We start from the raw sequence: 19,530 nt of genomic DNA on the forward strand, positions 1-19,530 counted from the left end.
ATGGCCGACACGTTCACCCTGCCGATCCAGCGCGTCGTAGCTGGCGCCTTCACCGCCTGGCTGGTCGAGGATCATTCCGTCCCGGTCGTCTCCCTCGCCTGGGCCTGGCCGGGCGGCGCGGCGACCGACGCCACGGGCCGCGAGGGCACGGCGGCCATGGCGGCCGCCATGCTGACCGAAGGCGCGGGCGACATGCCGGCGCTGGCCTTCGCCGATGCGCTGCGCGATGCGGCGATCGGGCTGTCCTTCTCGGCCGGGCGCGACGCCTTCGACGGCAGCTTCCGCTGCCTGACCGATGCGCTGCCCGAGGCGCTGCGCCTCGCGCGGCTGGCCATGACGGCGCCGCGCATGGATGCGGATGCGCTGGAACGGGTCCGGGCACGGGCCATCGCCGGGGCGCGCACCCAGCTCGAGACGCCGCGCGGGCAGGCGGGCCGGCATTTCTGGGCAGCGGCCTTTCCCGGCCATCCGGCCGGACGGCCGGCGCATGGCACGGCGGAAAGCCTCGCCGCGATTCCGCCGGAGGCGCTGCGGGAGGCCCTGGCCGCGCAGCTTCGCCGCGGCGGGCTGCTGGTGGCCGCGGCCGGCGCCATCCGCCCGGCGGAACTGGCGCGGGTGATGGAAGATCTGTTCGGCAGCCTGCCCGCCGGCGCGCCCGCGACGCCGCCCGCATTGCCGGCCTTCACCGCCTTCGGACGGGAGGTGGTGCCGGTGCCCGGGCCGCAGTCCCAGGTGGTGTTCGGCCAGCCCGGCATCGCGCCGGACTCGCCGGATTGGGAAACGGCGCAGGTGGTGCTGCGCGTCCTCGGCGGGGGCGGCTTCTCGTCCCGCCTGATGGAAGCGGTGCGGGTGCAGCGCGGGCTGACCTATGGCATCGGCGTCGGGCTCGACACGCTGTTCGGCGGCGGCGTCGTGACGGGCGGCTTCGCCACCGAGAACGGCAAGGTCGCCGAAGCCCTGCAGGTCACGCGCGACGTCTGGGCGGACCTCGCGCAGCAGGGCCCGACCGAGGCGGAGCTGGAGGAGGCCGTCGCCTACCTCACCGGCTCCCTGCCGCTGCAATTCACCGACAGCCGGCGGATCGCCGCCACGCTGCTGGCGATGCAGCGCAACAAGCGCGCGATCGACTGGCTGGACGGACGCAACGCCCGGCTGCGGGCGATCACGCGGGCGGATGCCGCGCGCGTCGCGACCTCGCTGTTGCAGCCGGAGGCGCTGGCGGTGACCGTGGCGGGGCAGCCGGTGGGGTTGTGAGGACGCACCCCGCCCTGCCTCACCGGCAGATCGCGTCGTAACCCGCCACGGCCGGAACGTCGTTGTCGCCGACCGTGGTGACGTTCAGCGTGCCGGCCGTGCCGCGATAGGTGAAGCCGCAGAAGCCGAAGCCCGTGCCGGAGCAATCCTCGACCTCGGGGAGGCCGCGCCGGACCAGCTCCGTCACGCGTGGGTCGTTGCCTTCGCGTGGCCCGGCCGGTGGCGCCGGGGTCCAGCCGTGGCGCAGCAGCATGGCGCGCGCCTGGTCGATCGGCCGGCCGTAGATATTGGGCACCATCGCCGACCCGCCGCAGACCGGTTCCTCCGCGGCCAGCGGCTGGATCGTCAGGCCGTCGCCGGCGCCGAGGCGCAGATCGGCCACGGGCTGGCTGAGGAAATCGCCATCCCAGAGCCGCAGCGCATCCGCGCCGAAGGGGCGCAGCGTGCCGATCGCCGCCGCCCCGGCCGTCGGGGCATAGGCGATGGCCACCAGCCCGCCGGCGCGGAAGATACCGAGATTGCCGTCGCCGAGCCGGCAGGATCCGCTCGTCCCCGGTTCGATGGCGCCGACGAAGCTGACGACGTCATAGGGGCCGAGCTTCGCCTCCCGCGTCACCGCCCATCCGGCCGCGGCGACCTGGCGGCCCGCCTCGGTGCGCGGCGCCGAGAGCAGGTGGCGGCATAAGTCAGCCCCGCGCATGGCGGGCGCCCGCGGCAGGCGCTGCAACGGCACGAAGCGCAGGGCCGGGATGTCCGAGCGGATGGCGGGCGCGGGCTGCGCCGCCGCAGGCTGTCGCAGCAGGGGCGTGGCCAGCACTGCGGCCAGGAGGAGAAGGCGCTTCATCATCGTATCACCGTGATAGCGGCTGGCTTGGTGCATTAGCGATGCGGCCATGCGGCCGACCGCGCGACGAACCGCTTCATGGCACTTCATGGACAGCCTTGGCAGAGGATCGTGAGCGCCCGCGCATGCTGGCGCCTTGGGGGTGCCACATCCCGCCGGTTGAATGCAGGATGCGGGTGATTGTGACGCCCTCGACCGGATAGCCGCGCAACAGGAACCGCCATGACGCTTGACGATGCCTGGTCCACCTTCGCCGCGCTCGCCCGCAGGCCCGGCGCGGCGGCCGTCCGGCCGCTCTTCGCGGCGGATCCGGACCGTGTGGCGCGCATGACGCACCGCGCCGGGGACCTGCTGCTCGACCAGTCCCGCACGGCCATCGGCCCCGAGGTGCAGGCCACCCTTATCGCCCTGGCGCGGGCCGCCGGTGTCGAGGGCTTCCGCGATGCGATGGCGGGCGGCGAGACGGTGAACGTGACCGAGGGCCGCGGTGCGTTGCACATGGCGCTGCGCATTCCCGACGGAGCGCCCGCCTATCCGCCCGGCTGGGGCGAACGCCCCGCCAGCAAGGTCGGCAGCATCCAGACCAACGCCGCCTGGAACCAGGCGCGCCAGACCCGCGAGCGCATGCAGGTCTTCACCGAGGCCGTGCATGCCGGCGCCATCCGCAGCGCCACCGGCCAGACCTACACGGACGTGGTGAATATCGGCATCGGCGGGTCGGATCTCGGCCCGGCGATGGTCGCCCGCGCGCTGTGGACCCCGGCCTGCCCGCTGCGCGCCCACTACCTCGCCAATGTCGACGCCCATGCCTGGGAGGCGATGCATCATCGCCTCGATCCCGCGCGGACGCTGGTCCTCATCGCCTCCAAGACCTTCACGACGCAGGAGACGATGACCAATGCCCGGCTGGTCCGCGCCTGGATGGCGGCGACCATGGGCGAAGAGGGTGCGGCCTCCCAATTCGTTGCCCTGTCCACCAACCTGAAGGGCGCGGCGGAATTCGGCATCCCGGAAGACCGCGTCTTCGGTTTCAGCGACACGGTAGGCGGGCGCTTCAGCCTGTGGAGCGCGATCGGGCTGTCGGTCGCGCTCGCGCTCGGCTGGAACGCCTTCGACCGGCTGCTCGCCGGCGCGCGGGTGATGGACGAGCATTTCCTCGCCGCGCCGCTCGAGTCGAACCTGCCGGTGCTGATGGCGCTCGCCGAGGTGTGGCACGTGAACGGCCTCGGCTACCCGTCGCGCGCCGTGCTGCCCTATGACGAGCGTCTGGCGCGCTTTCCCGCGCATCTCCAGCAGCTTGAGATGGAAAGCCTCGGCAAGGCGGTGGGCGTGGATGCGCAGCCGGTGGCGCACGGGACCGGCCCCGTGGTGTTCGGCGAGCCGGGCACCAATGCGCAGCATTCCTTCATGCAGCTGATCCATCAGGGGCCGACCCCGGTTCCGGTGGATTTCATCCTGGTCGCCAAGCCCGACCACGCGCATCCGGACAGCCACCGCAAGCTGCTCGCCAACGGTCTGGCGCAGGCGGAGACGCTGCTGGTCGGCAAGACGCTCGAACAGGTGCGCGCCGAGATGACGGAAGCGGGCGCGAGCGAGTGGCAGGTCGCGACGATCGCGCCGCACCGCGTCTTCACGGGCGATCGGCCGAGCAACGTCCTGCTGATCCCGCATTTGGACGCCTTCACCCTTGGACAGCTCGTCGCGCTGTATGAGCACAAGGTCGCCTGCCTGGGCGCGCTGTGGGGGATCAATCCCTTCGATCAGTGGGGCGTGGAACTGGGCAAGGTCGTCGCGGGGAGGACCCTGGCGCGGCTGGAAGGCCGCACCGCCATCGTCGATCGGGCGACGGACGCGCTGGTGGCCGAGATTCTGCGGCTGCAAGGGCAGGGATGAGGCGACGGTTGCGCCCCGGAATGGGGTGCTGCCATCCCTCGGGCGCGACGATGCGGAAGACGCGGCTGATGAGGGTGCCCGATGCTTGCGCGGTCGCAGTTGGAGGGGCGCCACCCCTCCAAGCCACCCCGCCAAGTGCTTGGAGCACTTGGAACGCAGTCTCTTGGCGTTGGGCACGAAGCGCTTCCGGATCCCTCGCAGCGCCTTGCGTGCGCAAGAGCCAGTCTCGGCGCCATTCTGCCTGCCGCGCAAAGCACCAGGTTGAGGTTTCCAACGGCCCTTCGGCCTTTGGCGGGGAGGTTCCGAGAGGTGTAGAGCCCCTCTCGGTTCCACAGTGCAATAATGGGCGCGATCGGGCGCACCTTTCGCGCGAAAGACCCGATCGCGGCGCCATGCCGACCATCGCGCCCAGCCGCAGGCCGGGGCGTCCGGGAGCCCGTCGGTCCTCGTTGAGGGATGAAGCGGTGCTTCGCCGAAGGAAGGGCCAAGCCTCGTCTCGGCCCACCAGCGGGCCATGACATACCAGCGCCTGCTCTTTGCCGCGCTGGCCCTGGTCATCACTGCCGGCCTGTTGTGGCTGCTGGTCGCCGCCCTCGCGCCCGGTGGCTGGACGCCGTGGGAGGTGCTGATCCTTCTCTGCTTCCTCGGCACGGTGCCCTGGAGCGCTCTGTCGGCCGCGAATGCGCTGGCCGGCCTGGCGATCCTTCTGATCGCGCGCGATCCGGCCGCGGCGGTGCTGCCGCAGCTCCGCGCCGCGCGGCCCGGGCCGCCGCGGGGCTGCACCGCCGTCGCCATCTGCATCCGCAACGAGGCCATGGACGCCGTCCTGCCGCCGCTGGCACGGCTGATGGACGGATTGCCGGCGGACCGCTTCGCGCTGTGGGTGCTGTCGGACACGCCCGCCGGCGATGCGGCGGAGACCGAGGAGGCCGCCTTTCGCGCCTTCGCGGCAAACCGCCCCAACGCGCGGTACCGCCGCCGCACGACGAATGAAGGGTTCAAGGCCGGTAATGTGATGGACTTCCTCGATCATCACGGGGAGGGGCTCGACTATTTCCTTTGCCTCGATGCGGATTCCGAGATGACGCCGGCCGCGGTGCTGCGGCTGGTCGCGATCCTGGAGGCCGATCCGAAGCTCGCCATCGTGCAGCAGCTCATCCACGGGCGACCGGCGACGGCGGCCTTCCCGCGGCTGTTCCAGTTCGGCATGCGGCAGGGGATGCGAACCTGGGCGACAGGGCAAGCCTGGTGGCAGGGGGATGAGGGGCCCTATTGGGGACACAACGCTGTCATCCGCATCGCGCCGTTTCGCGACCACTGCCGGCTTGACCCGTTGCCGGACGGGTCGCCCATCCTCTCGCACGACCAAGTGGAGGCGACGCGGCTGACGGCAGCCGGATGGAAGGTGCGCGTCCTGCCCGACGACACGGGCAGTTCCGAGGGCAACCCGCCCACCTTCGGCGATTTCGTCACGCGCGACCTGCGCTGGGCGGGGGGCAATATGCAGTACCTCGCGCTGCTGCGCCTGCCGGGGCAGACCTGGATGGCGCGCTGGCAATTGGTGCAGGCGATGCTGCTCTTCGCCGGCGCGCCGCTGTGGTGCGGGATCCTGCTGCTCGCCGCCATCAATGCGCTGACCGGCGGCGGCGCGACGACCCCGACCGGCTGGCTGATCCTGCTGATGGGGGCGACCTGGCTGTGCCACTACGCGCCCAAGCTCGCCGGCTATGCGGAGATGCTCATCAAGCCCGGCCTGGCGGAACTCTATGGTGGCCGTGGCGGCGTGCTGCGCAGCGCGGCGGCCGAGATCGCCTTCACGACCCTGATGGAACCGGCGCGGCTGATGGCGCAGTCACTGTTCCTGCTGGCGCTGCCCTTCGGGCTGAAGGTGGGCTGGGTGCCGCAGAACCGGGCCGATCGCGGCGTGTCCTGGGCCGATGCGGCGCGGCAGTTCCGGGCGCCGACGCTGGCGGGACTGGTGCTGATGGTCACCTTCGCGGCGGCCTCGCCGCTCGCGCTGATCCTGGCGTTGCCGGTACTGGCCTCGCTGGTGCTCGCCATTCCCTTCGCGGTGGTGACCGCGGATGCCGGTCTCTCCGCCTGGCTGCGGCAGGAAGAAATCTGCGCTTTCCCGGAAGAAATCGTGCGCCGGATGGCCTAGATACCAGCCATGTTCCATTTGCGCCGGGCGCTGCGGGCGCCGCTCCTGCTGCTGGCCTTCCTCTGGGTCGTGTTCGAGGAAACGATTTGGCACTGGGCCACCTGGCTCGGCGGGCAGATCGCGCGGCTGCCGATCTTCAAGGGGCTGGAACGGCTGGTGCTGCGGCTCGATCCGCACATCGTGCTGCTGCTGTTCGTGGTCCCCTTGCTCGGGCTGATTCCGCTGAAATTCGCCGCGGTCTGGCTGATCGGCGGCGGGCATCCCATGAAGGGGGTGCTGCTGCTGCTGGGGGCGAAGTTCCTGGGCACGGCGATGTCCGCCCATCTTTACGCAGTGGCCGAGCCGAAGCTGATGCAGATCCCGCTTTTCGCACGGAGCCGGAACTTCATTGTTGCACTGCTGGCGCGGGCGCACGCCTATCTCGATGCCTCGCCGAGCTGGCAGGCGGCACGGCACGCGGTCCGGCAGGCCAAGACGATGATCCGTGCCATGGTCCTGGGCGGAGGCCCCGGGCTGATCGACCGCGTGCGGGCCGTGCGCGCGCAGTGGCGACGCCGGGCATGACGGCGCGGCTGCGGCTCTATGCCGCCATGTCCCTGGACGGCTACCTGGCCGATGCGGAGGGCGGCGTCGGCTGGCTCGCGCCCTTCGATGCCCAGGATTACGGGATGCAGGGCTTCCTGGGCGGCATCGGCGCGATCCTGACCGGGCGCGCGACCTATGACCAGGTGCGCGGTTTCGACACTTGGCCCTATGCCGGCAAGCGGGTGGTGGTGCTGACGCATCGTCCGCTCGACGCCGATGCGCCGGCGGGAGTCGAGACCGCCTCCGGCGCGCTGGATGACCTCGTCGCGCGGCTGAAGGCAGAGACCGCCGCGGGCGACATCTGGTTGCTCGGCGGGGCGGCCGTCGCGCAGGCGGCGCTGGCGCAGGGGCTGGTGGACACGCTTGAACTTTTCGTCATTCCCCTGACGCTCGGCGCCGGCATTCGGCTGTTCGCCACGGAAGGGCCGGGCGCCGCCTGGGCCCTGACCGCGGCGCGGCCCTTCCCGAACGGCGTGGTCGAACTGGACTATCACCGCCCCTGACGGCGAGTGGATCGCGCCGGCGGATCATGCAAGGCTTCCCGCAAGCACAAGGGAAGCGTTGCCATGCCGAAACAGGCCACAAGGGTTGATGCCGTCATCGTCGGCGCCGGATTCGCCGGGCTCTACATGCTGCACAGGTTGCGCGGCCTCGGCCTGTCCGCGATCGTGCTGGAGGCGGGCGAGGATGTCGGTGGCACCTGGTACTGGAACCGCTATCCCGGCGCGCGCTGCGACGTCGAGAGCATGCAGTATTCCTACTCCTTCGACGAAGCCTTGCAGCAGGACTGGCGCTGGTCGGAACGCTATGCAACGCAGCCCGAGATCCTGCGCTACGCCAACCACGTCGCCGATCGCTTCGACCTGCGGCGCGACATCCGCTTCGACGCGCGTGTCAGCGCGGCGCGATACGATGAGGCCGCGTCCCTGTGGCACCTGATGCTGCAGGATGGCAGCAGCGTCACCGCGCGCTTCTGCATCATGGCGACGGGCTGCCTGTCGAGCGCGAAGCGGCCGGAGATCCCGGGCCTCGATGACTTCCGGGGCCCCGCCTACCACACGGGTCACTGGCCGCATGACCCGGTGGACTTCACCGGGCTGCGCGTGGGCGTGATCGGCACGGGGTCGTCCGCGATCCAGTCCATCCCGGTCATCGCGGCGCAAGCCGCGCAGGTCACCGTCTTCCAGCGCACGCCGAATTTCAGCGTGCCCGCGCATAACCGCCCGATCGACGAGGCCTATGAGCGATCCTGGAAGGATGACTACGCGGCGCGGCGGCGCCATGCGCGCACGCTGCGCACGGGCATCGACTACCCATTGAATCCGCTCTCCGCGCTGGAGGTCAGCGCGGAGGACCGTGAACGCCAATACGAGACATCCTGGGCGGCCGGCGGCACCGCCTTCATGGCGGCCTTCTCCGACCTGCTGCGCGATGAGGACGCCAACGCCACCGCGCGCGACTTCGTCCATCGCCAGATCCGCCGCATCGTGCAGGATCCGAAGACGGCGGATCTTCTCTGCCCGACCAACCATCCGATCGGCACCAAGCGCATCTGCGTGGACACGGACTACTACGCCACCTTCAACCGGCCGAATGTCCGCCTGGTCGATCTGCGCGCGACGCCGATCGACCGCATCACCGAACACGGCCTGCGCACGACCACCGAGGACTTCTCCTTCGACGCGCTGGTGCTCGCGACCGGTTTCGATGCGATGACGGGCGCGCTGCTTGCCATCGACATCGCCGGGCGGGGCGGCGTGACGCTGCGGGACGCCTGGGCGGATGGTCCCGTCTCCTATCTCGGCCTGATGGTTGCGGGATTTCCCAATCTCTTCACCATCACCGGGCCGGGCAGCCCATCCGTGCTCAGCAACATGATGGTGTCCATCGAACAGCATGTGGACTGGATCGCCGATGCGCTCGCCGCGATGCGCGCGCGCGGCGCGACGAGCATCGAGGCCGCGCCCGACGCGCAGGACGACTGGGTGCGGCAGGTCGCCGAGGTCGGGGCGTCTACGCTCTATCCGCGCGCCAATTCCTGGTACATGGGCGTGAACGTGCCCGGGAAGCCGCAGGTCTTCATGCCCTATGTCGGCGGTGTCGGCACCTATCGCGAGATCTGTGACGATATCGCCGCGCGCGGCTATGCAGGCTTCCGCCTGACCGCCGCGCCCGAAGCCGCCGCGGCGGAGTGACGGAGAGACCATGCCCCTCGATCCCGGCGCGCAGAGCGTCCTTGATCTGATTCGCGACAGCGGCCGGCCGGCCCTGCACACCCTGACACCGGACCAGGCGCGCGAGGTCTCCATCGCTGCCGCACCCGTGCTGCAACCCGATCCGCAGGAGGTCGCCGAGGTCGAGGATCTGACCTGCCCTGGCCCCGCCGGGCCGATCCCGCTGCGGCGCTATCGCGGGATCGGCACCGATCCGGCGGCCGTCCTGCCTTGCCTCGTCTTCCTCCATGGCGGCGGCTGGGTCATCGGCACTCTCGGTACCTACGACCAGGTGTGCCGAAGCCTCGCCAACCATCTCGGCGCCTGCGTGATCTCGGTGGATTATCGGCTCGCGCCGGAACACCGCTTCCCCGCGGCGGTCGAGGATTGCGCAGCCGCGCTGCACTTCATCGCCGCCGAGGCCACCTCCCTGCGCATTGCCCCCGGGCGCATCGCGGTCGGCGGCGATTCCGCGGGCGGCAATCTGTCCGCCGTCATGGCGCTGATGGGGCGCGATGGCGCGGTTCCGGCACCGTGCTTTCAGGTCCTGTTCTATCCGGTGACGGACCTCGCCGCGGAGGCGCGATCCTATGACCGCTGCATCGACCGCTATCCGCTGACCGCGACGACGATGCGCTGGTTTATCGACCACTACGCGCCGGACGTGCCCGGGCGCATCGACTGGCGCGCTTCGCCGCTGCGCGCGGCTTCGCTCGCCGGCGTGGCACCGGCCTTCGTCATGACCTGCGGCCATGATCCGCTCTGCGACGAGGGCATCGCCTATGCGCGGCGGCTGGATGCGGAAGGTGTCACCGTCACGCATCTGCATGTCGCCGACCAGATGCACGCCTATCTGACGATGGGACGCTACATCCCGACCTCGGACCTTACCCTGCGCCAGGCGGCGCTGGCGCTGCGGGCGCATTGGGAAATGTCGTAGAGGCGTGTCGGGCGCCGGCACCGTGTGAAGCGCGCCGGCCGGATTGCGACACGGCCTTGCCGCGTGGCAGTTGTGCGACTGCCCGCATCGGTGCCGCGGAAGGAACGCGAAGGGCGTCCTTCCGGAGCATCCACCGGACCGGAAGGCGAGCCTTCCGCCGCGGCTGGCCATACGGGCCCCACGACGTTCCGAACCGGGGCCCGCCGGCAGCCCTGCGGCCGAGGGGCACGAGGGTGAAGCCCTCGTGTTCTCAATGTCAGTCGCGCCCCAAGGCATGCAGGGCTGCGGCGCGTCCGACCTGCGCCGCAGCGAGTTGCGGCGCCTCCAGTAAGGCCTGGTCGAAGGTGGCGAGAGCAGCTTCCGCCTCGCCCAGGCGCAGCAGGGCTTCTCCCAGGGCGGCCAGGGCCGGCGCGTGGTGCGGGTCGACGGCGAGGATCCGCCGTGCACGTTCCGCCGCATCGTCAGGGCGGGCCATCTCCCGCAGGATGTGGGACTCCTCCATCAGGCCGGGCCGGTCGTCGTCGTCGAGGTCCTGGGCGCGCCGGGCCTCCACCAGAGCTTCATCATACCGGCCGATCTGGCGCAGCAGGGCGGAGGAAAGAAGATGCGCCCAGGGGCTGTTCGGATCGAGGTCCAGGCCAAGCTTCTGCGCGGCGAGCGCCTCCTCGGGCCGATGGAGCGCCTGCAATGCCTGGGCGCGGCCGTAGTGGCCCGCAGCATAACTGGGCTGGGACTGAACGAGCCCGTCCATCATGGCGAGACCTTCCTCCGGCCGCCCGCCACGGACCAGGGAGCGACCGATGAGATAGGTCAGCGTTGCCTGCGTCTCGGGGTCGCGCGCGCGCCGGCGCAGTTCGAGCAGCCGGTCGCGGATCTCAGCCTCCTCGATGTCGAGCTGCGCGACATGCCAAGCGTAAAGCCGTGGCGAGACGACCCGCCAGACCTCCGGCGCGGCGAGGACGAGCAACTGGTCGGCGCCTTCGCTCTTCGGCACGGCAACATCGGCCACCACGCCATGGCCCGAGAGGCGCAGGCGCAGCCGGTACTGGTCGCCCGACTGCGTGATCTCCCCGGTCAGCCGCCGTTCCGGCCAGCCGAGCAGCTTGCGCGTCAGCGAGGCAAGGGAATGCAGCGACAGCCCGACGACCGGGAGATTGAGGTCCGGCGTCGAGTTCTCGAGCTCCGCGGCCGGGCGGTGCAGCGTCTCGGACAGGGTCTGTGTGGCGGCCCGGTCGATGGCATCGGCCAGCCGGGCGGCGACCACTTCCGGCGTCAGGCCGTGGTCGGCGAAGCCGGCGGGCACGGCGATCGGGGTGAATTCGATGGAATCGTTCACCGCCTCATGCACCACGAGGCCGGCCATGGTCACGCCGATCACCACCGGCAAAGCCCCGAAGACGAAGCGCGACCAGGCGTGCCAGGCACCCATGAGCAGGGACAGCCAGCCTCGCCGCGCAGGCGGCGCCGGTTCGATCGACCCCTGGGCTGGCGCGGCGTCCATGGCGCGGGAGGTAACGGCAAGCCAGTGCCGGGGGCAAGCGTCCTGACGCGGTTTTCGCGTGGCGCGGAATGGGTCTAGCCTTCGCGCAAAGGCCCCGGACCGGGCCGGGAGGAGACCAGGCCATGAAGACCACGCGGCGCATCCTTGGTGCGACGACCTTTGCCCTGCTGGCGCGCCCCGCGCTGGCCCAGTGGCAGCCGACGCGGCCGATCCGCGTGCTGGTCGGCTTCGCCCCGGGCGGTGGGACCGACATCACCACGCGCACCATCGCGGCACGCATGCAGGCGCTGCTCGGCCAGCCCATCGTGGTGGAGAACCGCCCGGGCGCCGGCGGCAACCTGGCCAGCGAGGCGACCGTCAACGCGCCGGCCGACGGCACGGCGCTGATGATGGGCACCATCGCCTCGCTGGTGATGAACCCGATCATGACGCGGCTGTCCTTCGACGTGCTGACGGACCTCACCACCATCGGCCGTTCGGTTGAGGTGACGAACTTTCTCGTCGTCGCGCCCGAGAAGCCCTGGCGGACACTGCCGGAGCTGATCGCTGCGGCGAAGGCGAAGCCGGGCGAACTGTCCTACGGGTCCTCGGGCGTCGGTGGGGCGGGGCATCTCGGCGGCGCGCTGCTCGATTCCATGGCGGGGATCGAGACGATCCACGTGCCCTATCGCGGCGGCGGGCAGCTCATCACCGATATCCTGTCCGGCAAGGTGGATTTCTCCATCGCGACGGCGGCGACGGTGCTGCCGCATATCGAGGCCGGCCGGCTGCGCGCCCTCGCCGTGCCCTCGGCCCGCCGCAGCGCGTTGCTGCCCGATGTGCCGACGGTCGCCGAGGTGGCGAACCTGCCGGGCTATGAGGTCGCGAACTGGTACGCGATGATGGGCCCGCGCGGCCTGCCGCGTCCGATCGTGGACCGGGTCAACGCCGTGCTGAACGAGAGCATGCGCGACACTGACGTCGTCGCCGCGCTGAAGGGCCACGGGCTGGAGCCGGCACCGAGCACGCCGGAGGAACTCACCGGCTTCATCGTCGCGGAGACCGCCAAGTGGCGGCCGATCATCGAGCGGGCAGGGGCGACAGCGAACTGATCCCCGGCACCAGCCGCTTCTCCAGGAAGCGGCTGATCGGCGTGGCGGTATAGGGCGCGAAGGGTCCGCGCGGCGTGAAGCCGCCGCGCCGGTACATGGCGTACGCTGCGTCGTTGCGGATGCCGACTTCGAGTAGCAGCAAGGCGATGCCGCGCTGAATCGCCAACGCCTCCGCGCCGCGCAGCAGCGCCTCGCCGATGCCCTGCCGGCGATGCGCCTCGGCGACGATCATGCGCTTCAGCTCGCCGCTGCCATCTTCGCGGTCGAACAGGGCGCAGCATCCGGCGGTGCGCCCGTCATGGCGCGCCACCAGCAGGCTGATCCCAGCACAGTCGAGCGAGGCCGGGTCTATCGCGCGGCGAAATTGGCCCGGATACAGCGCCGCCGCCACGGCATCGGAGTGCCGCAGCAGCGCCGCGACCTCCTCCCGCCGCGGCGTCTCGACCGCGACGGTGATCACCGGCCGTGGAAGACCGGCTTGCGCTTCTCGTTGAAGGAGGCGATGCCCTCGCGCCGATCCTCGGTGCCGACGAGCTGGTTGTAGCATTCCACCTCGAAGCGCAGCGCGGTGCGGATGTCCATCTGCAACCCGAAATGCATCGACCGCTTGGCCTGGCGCACCGACAGCGGCGCGTTGCGCGCGATGGTGCGGGCGGTGTCCATCACGGCCTCGGTCAGTTCCTCGCGCGTCGCGAGGACGCGGTTCAGGATGCCCCAGTCGAGCGCATCCTGGGCGCTGAAGGGACGGGCCGTGAGGATGATCTCCTTCGCGCGCCGCTCGCCCACGATGCGCGGCAGGGTCTGCGTGCCGCCGGCGCCGGGCATGATGCCGATCGCCGCCTCGGTCAGCGCGAAGCGCGCGCCCGCCACGCCATAGGCGAAGTCCGAGGCGAGCACCATTTCGAGCCCGCCCGCATAGGCATGGCCCGAGACGGCGGCGACGATCGGGATCGGGCAATCGAGCTGCGACCAATAGGCGCGCTCGAAGATCTCGTGCTGGTGGCGCCAGGCCGCATCGGTCATGCCGTTGCGTTCCTTGAGGTCACCGCCGCCGCAGAAGGCCTTCTCGCCGGCGGCGGCGAAGACGATGCAGCGCGTGTCGCCCGGCTCGGCGGTGATGCCCGTCCAGACCGCGTGCAGGTCACGCCCCATCTGCGTGTTCAGGGCGTTCGAGACATGCGGGCGATTCAGCCGAACCACCAGCACATGCGGTTCGGGCGCTTCGAGCTGCAGGGTCTCGTAATGGGGCAGGGTCACGGACGGCTTCTCCTCGGTGATGATTCGATTGGCCGCACCGTGCGACGGGACGAGCGTCCTGTCAGCACCCCATCGTCATGGGATCGCAACTCGATTGTCGCAGGGCCATCATCGTCGTCTGGCATGGCGGGCCGAAACGCGGAGCCCCTGCCATGACCCTGACCCGACGCGGCCTTCTCGGCGCGAGCCTTGCCGTTCCCCTGGCGCAGGAGGCGGCATCCCAGTCCCAGCCCGGCCAGCGCCCGCTGCTGCGCGTTGCGGTGCCGGAAGTGCCGCCGACCCTGGAGCCGGCGCGGGAACTGTCGAATGTCGGCACCCGCACCACCTATTCCATGTTCGACACGCTCATCCGCCGCGACTTCCTGGGTTCCCCCGATGGCGGCGGGTCCGAGCTGAAACCGCACCTCGCCGAGGCCTGGGAACGCGCCGGCCCGCAGGAGCTGGTGGTGCGCCTGCGTGAGGGCGTGCGCTTCCACAACGGCGACCTGCTCACCGCCGAGGACGTGGTCTACACCTTCACCTCACCCCGCATGTTCGGCGAGCGCCCGCTGATGCCCGAGGCGCGATCCTACTTCGCGACCCTCGCTTCGGTCGAGGCACTCGACCCGCGCACCGTGCGCTTCCGCACCCGCGTGCCCGACGTGCTGCTGGAACAGCGCCTCGCCTCCTGGGCGTCGTGGATCGTCAACAGGCGCGCCTATGAGGAGCGCGGCTTCGACGGCTTCTCGCTCGATCCGGTCGGCACCGGGCCCTACAAGCTGAAGCGCCTGCAGCGCGACCAGCTCGTCGCGCTGGAGGCCCATGACGACTACTTCATGGGTCGCCCCACCGCGCGCGGCGTCGAGTTCCGCCAGGTGCCGGAACTCGCCGCGCGCGTCGCGGCGCTGCAATCGGGCGATGTCGATCTCATCACGAATGTCACGCCGGACCAGACGGCGACGCTGCGCGGCGCGGCGGGCATCGACGTCCGCAACGTGGTGCTCGCCAATGTCCATGTGCTGACCTTCGATGAGCGGGGCCCGCATATGAGCGACAAGCGCATCCGCCAGGCGCTCGGCCTTGCGATCGACCGGCAGCTCCTGGTCGATACGCTGTGGGACGGCAAGGCGGTGGTGCCGCATGGCCACAACTATCCCGAATACGGCCAGATGTTCCTGGAGGGCCGTTCGCTGCGCTACGACCCGGAGGCGGCGCAGCGCCTGCTGCGCGAAGCCGGCTATGCGGGGCAGGAGATCACCTACCGCACCATGCCGAACTACTACACCAACGCGCTGCGGGCCGCGCAGGTGATCGTCGAGATGTGGAAGGCGGTCGGCATCAACGCGAAGCTCCAGGTGGTGGAGAACTTCACCCAGATGCGCGCCGACGGGCAGCAGGTCGGCAACAATTCCAACTCCACGCGCCTGCCCGATCCGCTGGGCGCGCTGTGGATCTCCTGGGGCCCTGCCTCCTGGTTCCAGAAGTCGGGCGCCTTCGCCACCACGGCGGAGTTCAACGCTGCCGGCCGCGCGCTGGAAGCCGAGACCGATCCCGCGAAGCGCAAGGCGCTGTTCGAGCGCATGCTGAATGCGTGGGAGGATGCGGCGCCGGGAACGGTGCTCTACCAGCCGGCCGAGTTCTATGCGGTGCGGAGCAACATCCGCTGGCGGCCGACGACCTTCTACTTCATGGACCTCCGCCCCGATAACCTGGCCTTCGGCTGAACCCATGACGCCCATCCGCCTGGTGCAGGTGAGCGACACTCACCTGTCCGCGACCCATGCCTATTTCGGCGTGAACTGGGATGCGTTCCGGCAGGCCATGGCGGATGCGCCGCCCGACCTGCTGGTGCATGGCGGCGACCTGTCCTTCAACGGGCCGGCTGCCGAGGACGACCTCGCCCATGGCGCGGCGGCGCTGGCCGCGCTCGGCCTGCCCTGGCGCGCCATCCCCGGCAATCACGACATCGGCGAGGCGCCGTCCTTCTCGCGCCTCGACCAGCCGGTGAACGCCGCGCGCATGGACGCCTGGCGGCGCCATGTCGGGCCGCAGTGGTGGCGGCACGACGCGGGCGGCTGGCGGCTCGTCGGTCTCGACACCGCGCTGATGGGCAGCGACCTCCCGGAGGAGGCCGAGCAGCGCGGCTTCCTCGCCGAGGCGCTGGCCAAGCGCGACCGGCGGCCGGTGATGGTCTTCATGCACATGCCGCCCTTCGACCAGGATCCCGAGGATCCGGCGCCGACGACCTCTGTCATCCCGCATCGGGCGCGCGGCTCCTTCCTCGATACCTGCGTGGAAGGCGGCGTGCGCGTCATCGCCTGCGGCCATCTGCACACCTATCGGCGGATGGAGCACCGCGGGATGGAGATCGTCTGGGCACCCGCCACGGCCATGGTGGATGTCCGGCGCGGCATGGCGCGCTGGCAGACCTTTCCGCGCCCGGGCTATCTGGAATGGCGGCTGGAAGCCGGCCAGGCCTCGCATCGGCTCGTGGAGCCGGAGCGCATGTTCGTCATCGACATGTCCGGCTGGACGATGCGCAACAACGGCACCACCACGACGCTGCCGCCCTGGTCCGGCTCGCCCTGACGGCGCGGGGGTGGCATCCTCCGCGCGAATGGAGGATGCCATGCCCGAGACCAATCTGCAGATCCTGCTGAAGCGCCGCCCCGTCGGCGCCCCGGTGCGCGAGGATTTCGAGATCGTCGAAACCCCCATGCCCGAACCCGGCGAGGGCCAAGTGCTGGTGCGGGCGCGCTATCTCTCGCTCGACCCCTACATGCGCGGGCGCATGGCGGATGTGAAATCCTATGCGAAGCCGGTCGCGCTGGGCGCGGTGATGGAAGGGCAGACGGCGGGCGTCGTCGTCACCTCCCGCGCACCGGGCTTCGCGCCCGGCGACGTGGTGCTCGGCGGCTATGGCTGGCAGCGCTTCTCCGTCGTCGGGCCCGAGCGGCTCTTCAAGGTGCCGGAGGCCGATCCGCCGCTGTCCACCAGCCTTGGCGTGCTGGGCATGCCGGGCCTCACGGCCTGGGTGGGCCTCGAGGATATCGGCCAGCCCAAGGCCGGTGAGACGGTGGTCGTCTCCGCCGCCTCGGGCGCCGTGGGCCAGGTGGTCGGCCAGATCGCGAAGATCCGCGGCTGCAAGGTCATCGGCATCGCCGGCGGGGCGAAGAAGTGCGACTTCGTGGTGAAGGAACTCGGCTTCGACGCCTGCCTCGACCATCACGGCGATCTCGACGCGCAGCTCGACGCCGCGGCGCCGGAAGGCATCGACGTCTATTGGGAGAATGTCGGCGGCAAGGTGCAGGCGGCCGTCTTCCCGCGCTTCCGCGACTTCGGCCGCATGGTGATGTGCGGCATGATCGCCCAGTACAACGAAGCGCCCGGCGCGGATGCCGCCGGCGCCCCGGTGGGGCCGAACCTTGGCCCCGTGGTCCGCAAGCGCCTGCGCATACAGGGCTTCATCGTTTCCGACACCGGCTGGCCCCGCTACCCCACCTTCCGCGCCGAGATGGAAGGCTGGATCCGCGCCGGGCGCGTTCATTGGCGCGAGGATGTGGTCCAGGGCCTGAGCGCTGCGCCCGAGGCCTTCATCGGCCTGCTCCAGGGCGCAAACTTCGGGAAGCTCGTGGTGGCCGTCGATTGACCGGACGCGGAAGCGTGACCGGGCGAGGGGGCCGTTAGGTATTGCACCGCACAGACCCCGCCCGGATAGTTGGTTCAGCATTGCGTGATAGGGGGAAGGCAAGGGGCAGGCCTGCGCACGGATGAGCATGGACGAGGTTGCCCCCCTTCGGCTCGCCGGCTTTCCTGGCGTCGCAGCGCCGGTGCGCAGGCGGAATGCACGGCGCCTGTGGATGCTGTTTGCCGCCGTCGTGCTGCTGCCGACGGCCATCCTCGTCACCGGCGCCTGGGGCGCCTGGCACCTTACCTGGACGGAGACGGAGCACGACCTCACCCGCGGTGCCGACCTCAACGCCGCCTACGTCCAGCGCAACCTCGAAAACCTCATCCAGGCGTCGGAGCGGATGGCGGATACGCTCATGGCCCTGGACCGCCCGGCCACGCCCTCCGAGAAGGCGCGCCTCGACGAGGGCTTCGCCCTGTTGAACGGCGGCCAGCGGCTGCTGCATGCCGTACTCGTACTCGACGCCGCCGGGCGCGAGCTTCGCCGGGTCGATGCGCAGCCGGGCAGCCCAGTGGGCGCGCCGGGCGGTGATTTCCGGCAGGCGCTGGCCGATGTCGCGCCCGGGACCCTGGCCGTCGGCACGGTCTATCGTCAGGACGGCGGCCTGCTGATCGCCTGCGGACGGCGCCGGCCGGCCTCGGACCACGCGGTGGTGATGCTGATCGACACGGCCCAGCTCGGGCTGGCGCTCGGCCGGCACACCGACAGCGCGACCGATACTGCGGCGCTGATGCGGCAGGACGGGCAGATCCTCGCCCGGCAGCCGCCCCTCATCGACCCGCTGCCGCCGGTCCCGCCCGAACGGCCCTTGCGGCGAGCCCTGGCTACGGGGCTGCGGCAGGGCACCGTGACGGGCCAGGCGGTGCGCGACGACCATCCCGTCGCGCTGGCCTACCGGCGCCTGGACAGCGTGCCCGGGCTGGTGGTGACGGTCGGCCGGCGCCATGCCGAGATCGTCCAGCATTGGCGCCAGGTGCTGGTGCCGCTGCTGATGGTCGGCTTTCCGGCGGTCGTCGCCTTGGTCGGGCTCGCCCTCGTCGTGCGTCGGCAGCAGGAGGCGCTGGAGGGTGCCCTGGACGGGCTGGAGCAGCGTGTCGCCGAGCGCACCGCCTCCCTGCGCGAGGGCGAGGAGCGCTTGCGCCTGGCTGTCGAGGCCGGGCGGTTCGGCACCTGGGAGACGGATCTGTCCACCGGCCTGACGACCCGATCCGCCCGCGCGCTCGAGATCGCCGGTCTCGGTCCCGATCTCGCCGTCTCGCCGTTCGACGACTGGATCGCCCGCATCCATCCGGGCGATCGTGAGCGCTTCCGCGCTGTCTGGGACAGGATCCTCGGCGGGCAATCTGCCACCTACCGGGAGGAGTACCGCTTACAGCGTGTGGATGGCGGTTCCTGCTGGATCGAAGCCCATGGCGCGGTGGTGCGCGCCGATCCCGAGACCGGCCACCCGCTGCGTGTCGCCGGCACCGTCCAGGACATCACGGAACGCCGCGAGGCGGAGGAACGGCGGGAGCTGCTGACGCAGGAGGTCAACCACCGCGCCCGCAACACCCTGGCCATCATCCAGGCGATCCTGCGTCTGACGCGGGCCGACAGCGCCGAGGGCTATGCACGCCTCATCGAAGGCCGCGTCGCGGCGCTGGCGCGGGCACAGACGTTGCTTGCGGCCGAACGCTGGACCGGAGCCCCCCTCGCGGCGATGCTCATCGACGAACTCGCACCCTTCGGCGGGGTCGGCATCGGTCACAAGGGGCCGGACTGCCGCTTCGTCATCGCCGGCCCGGCCTTCCGCATCCGAGCCGAGGCGGTGCAGGCGCTCGGCATGGTCTTCCACGAACTCGCGACCAATGCGGTGAAGCACGGGGCGCTGTCGACGCCGGACGGGGAGGTCGTCGCGACCTGGCGCATCGACGAGGTCGAGGGGCTGTTGCGCATGCGTTGGCAGGAGAGCGGCGGGCGCCCGCCGGGGCTGCCCGTCCATCGCGGCGTCGGCTCACGCGTCATCGAGGCCACGGTGGCCGGCCAGCTCGGCGGCAGTGTGGATCGGCGCTGGCCCGATGAGGGCATGGTGTGCGACATCCTGCTGCCGCTTGCTCAGGTCAGGACGGACCGCCCCTAGGG

At 70.7% G+C, this 19,530-nt stretch carries 15 protein-coding genes and 1 pseudogene; 12 read left to right on the plus strand and 4 right to left on the minus strand.

The genetic code is table 11. The annotated features are described in order from the left end of the window. On the plus strand, positions 1-1,254 hold the full coding sequence (locus KPL78_RS26745) for a M16 family metallopeptidase (protein WP_219766170.1): 1,254 nt from the start codon (positions 1-3) through the stop codon (positions 1,252-1,254). Between the two features lie 19 nt (positions 1,255-1,273). Here KPL78_RS26745 and KPL78_RS26750 read toward each other — a convergent pair whose 3' ends face one another. Next, a complete protein-coding gene (locus tag KPL78_RS26750; protein WP_219766172.1) occupies positions 1,274-2,098 on the minus strand; it encodes a hypothetical protein in 825 nt (274 codons plus the stop codon). A gap of 222 nt (positions 2,099-2,320) precedes the next feature. Between KPL78_RS26750 and pgi the strand changes: the two genes are divergently transcribed. From pgi to KPL78_RS26780, 6 genes and pseudogenes are all read left to right on the plus strand, one after another. After that, positions 2,321-3,991, plus strand: coding sequence for a glucose-6-phosphate isomerase (gene pgi, locus KPL78_RS26755; RefSeq protein WP_219766174.1), 1,671 nt, complete (start codon positions 2,321-2,323; stop codon positions 3,989-3,991). A gap of 505 nt (positions 3,992-4,496) precedes the next feature. Continuing rightward, a pseudogene (gene mdoH, locus KPL78_RS26760) lies at positions 4,497-6,152 on the plus strand (glucans biosynthesis glucosyltransferase MdoH); the annotation flags it as partial. A gap of 9 nt (positions 6,153-6,161) precedes the next feature. After that, a complete protein-coding gene (locus KPL78_RS26765) occupies positions 6,162-6,716 on the plus strand; it encodes a hypothetical protein (RefSeq protein WP_219766177.1) in 555 nt (184 codons plus the stop codon). After that, on the plus strand, positions 6,713-7,240 hold the full coding sequence (locus tag KPL78_RS26770; RefSeq protein ID WP_219766179.1) for a dihydrofolate reductase family protein: 528 nt from the start codon (positions 6,713-6,715) through the stop codon (positions 7,238-7,240). Before KPL78_RS26765 ends, KPL78_RS26770 begins: the two co-directional genes overlap by 4 nt. A gap of 63 nt (positions 7,241-7,303) precedes the next feature. Beyond that, positions 7,304-8,932 carry a flavin-containing monooxygenase gene (locus KPL78_RS26775; protein WP_219766181.1) on the plus strand — a complete coding sequence of 543 codons (1,629 nt, stop codon included), beginning with the start codon at positions 7,304-7,306 and terminating at the stop codon, positions 8,930-8,932. 10 nt (positions 8,933-8,942) lie between these two features. Beyond that, positions 8,943-9,890 (plus strand): alpha/beta hydrolase, encoded by a 948-nt coding sequence (locus tag KPL78_RS26780; protein WP_219766183.1) that lies wholly within the window; start codon positions 8,943-8,945, stop codon positions 9,888-9,890. A 256-nt stretch (positions 9,891-10,146) separates the two neighbouring features. Here the strand turns inward: KPL78_RS26780 and KPL78_RS26785 are convergent, their stop codons facing one another. Further along, positions 10,147-11,391 (minus strand): tetratricopeptide repeat protein, encoded by a 1,245-nt coding sequence (locus KPL78_RS26785; RefSeq protein WP_219766185.1) that lies wholly within the window; start codon positions 11,389-11,391, stop codon positions 10,147-10,149. A 122-nt stretch (positions 11,392-11,513) separates the two neighbouring features. On the opposite strand from KPL78_RS26785, the gene KPL78_RS26790 reads away from it, so the two are divergent. After that, complete coding sequence (locus KPL78_RS26790) at positions 11,514-12,482, plus strand: Bug family tripartite tricarboxylate transporter substrate binding protein (protein ID WP_219766187.1); 969 nt, start codon at positions 11,514-11,516, stop codon at positions 12,480-12,482. Here the strand turns inward: KPL78_RS26790 and KPL78_RS26795 are convergent. After that, positions 12,451-12,942, minus strand: a complete 492-nt coding sequence (locus KPL78_RS26795) for a GNAT family N-acetyltransferase (protein ID WP_219766189.1) — start codon at positions 12,940-12,942, stop codon at positions 12,451-12,453. The two genes, KPL78_RS26790 and KPL78_RS26795, sit on opposite strands and share 32 nt — an antisense overlap. Continuing rightward, on the minus strand, positions 12,939-13,739 hold the full coding sequence (locus KPL78_RS26800) for an enoyl-CoA hydratase/isomerase family protein (RefSeq protein ID WP_219766191.1): 801 nt from the start codon (positions 13,737-13,739) through the stop codon (positions 12,939-12,941). Before KPL78_RS26800 ends, KPL78_RS26795 begins: the two co-directional genes overlap by 4 nt. Positions 13,740-13,891: 152 nt before the next feature. Here KPL78_RS26800 and KPL78_RS26805 point away from each other — a divergent pair, with 152 nt between their 5' ends. The 4 genes from KPL78_RS26805 to KPL78_RS26820 all read left to right on the plus strand — a co-directional run bounded on the left by KPL78_RS26805 (position 13,892) and on the right by KPL78_RS26820 (position 19,528). Next, a complete protein-coding gene (locus KPL78_RS26805; RefSeq protein WP_219766193.1) occupies positions 13,892-15,442 on the plus strand; it encodes an ABC transporter substrate-binding protein in 1,551 nt (516 codons plus the stop codon). Positions 15,443-15,446: 4 nt separating this feature from the next. Next, the gene (locus tag KPL78_RS26810) at positions 15,447-16,307 is read left to right on the plus strand and encodes a metallophosphoesterase family protein (RefSeq protein ID WP_219766195.1); all 861 of its coding nucleotides are present in this window, start codon (positions 15,447-15,449) and stop codon (positions 16,305-16,307) included. A gap of 40 nt (positions 16,308-16,347) precedes the next feature. After that, positions 16,348-17,367, plus strand: a complete 1,020-nt coding sequence (locus tag KPL78_RS26815) for an NADPH-dependent curcumin/dihydrocurcumin reductase (RefSeq protein WP_219766197.1) — start codon at positions 16,348-16,350, stop codon at positions 17,365-17,367. A gap of 127 nt (positions 17,368-17,494) precedes the next feature. Next, positions 17,495-19,528, plus strand: a complete 2,034-nt coding sequence (locus tag KPL78_RS26820; RefSeq protein ID WP_219766199.1) for an HWE histidine kinase domain-containing protein — start codon at positions 17,495-17,497, stop codon at positions 19,526-19,528. Positions 19,529-19,530 lie beyond the last annotated feature (2 nt).

Origin of the sequence: Roseomonas alba, assembly GCF_019430885.1 — a bacterium.
Lineage (GTDB): Bacteria > Pseudomonadota > Alphaproteobacteria > Acetobacterales > Acetobacteraceae > Neoroseomonas > Neoroseomonas alba.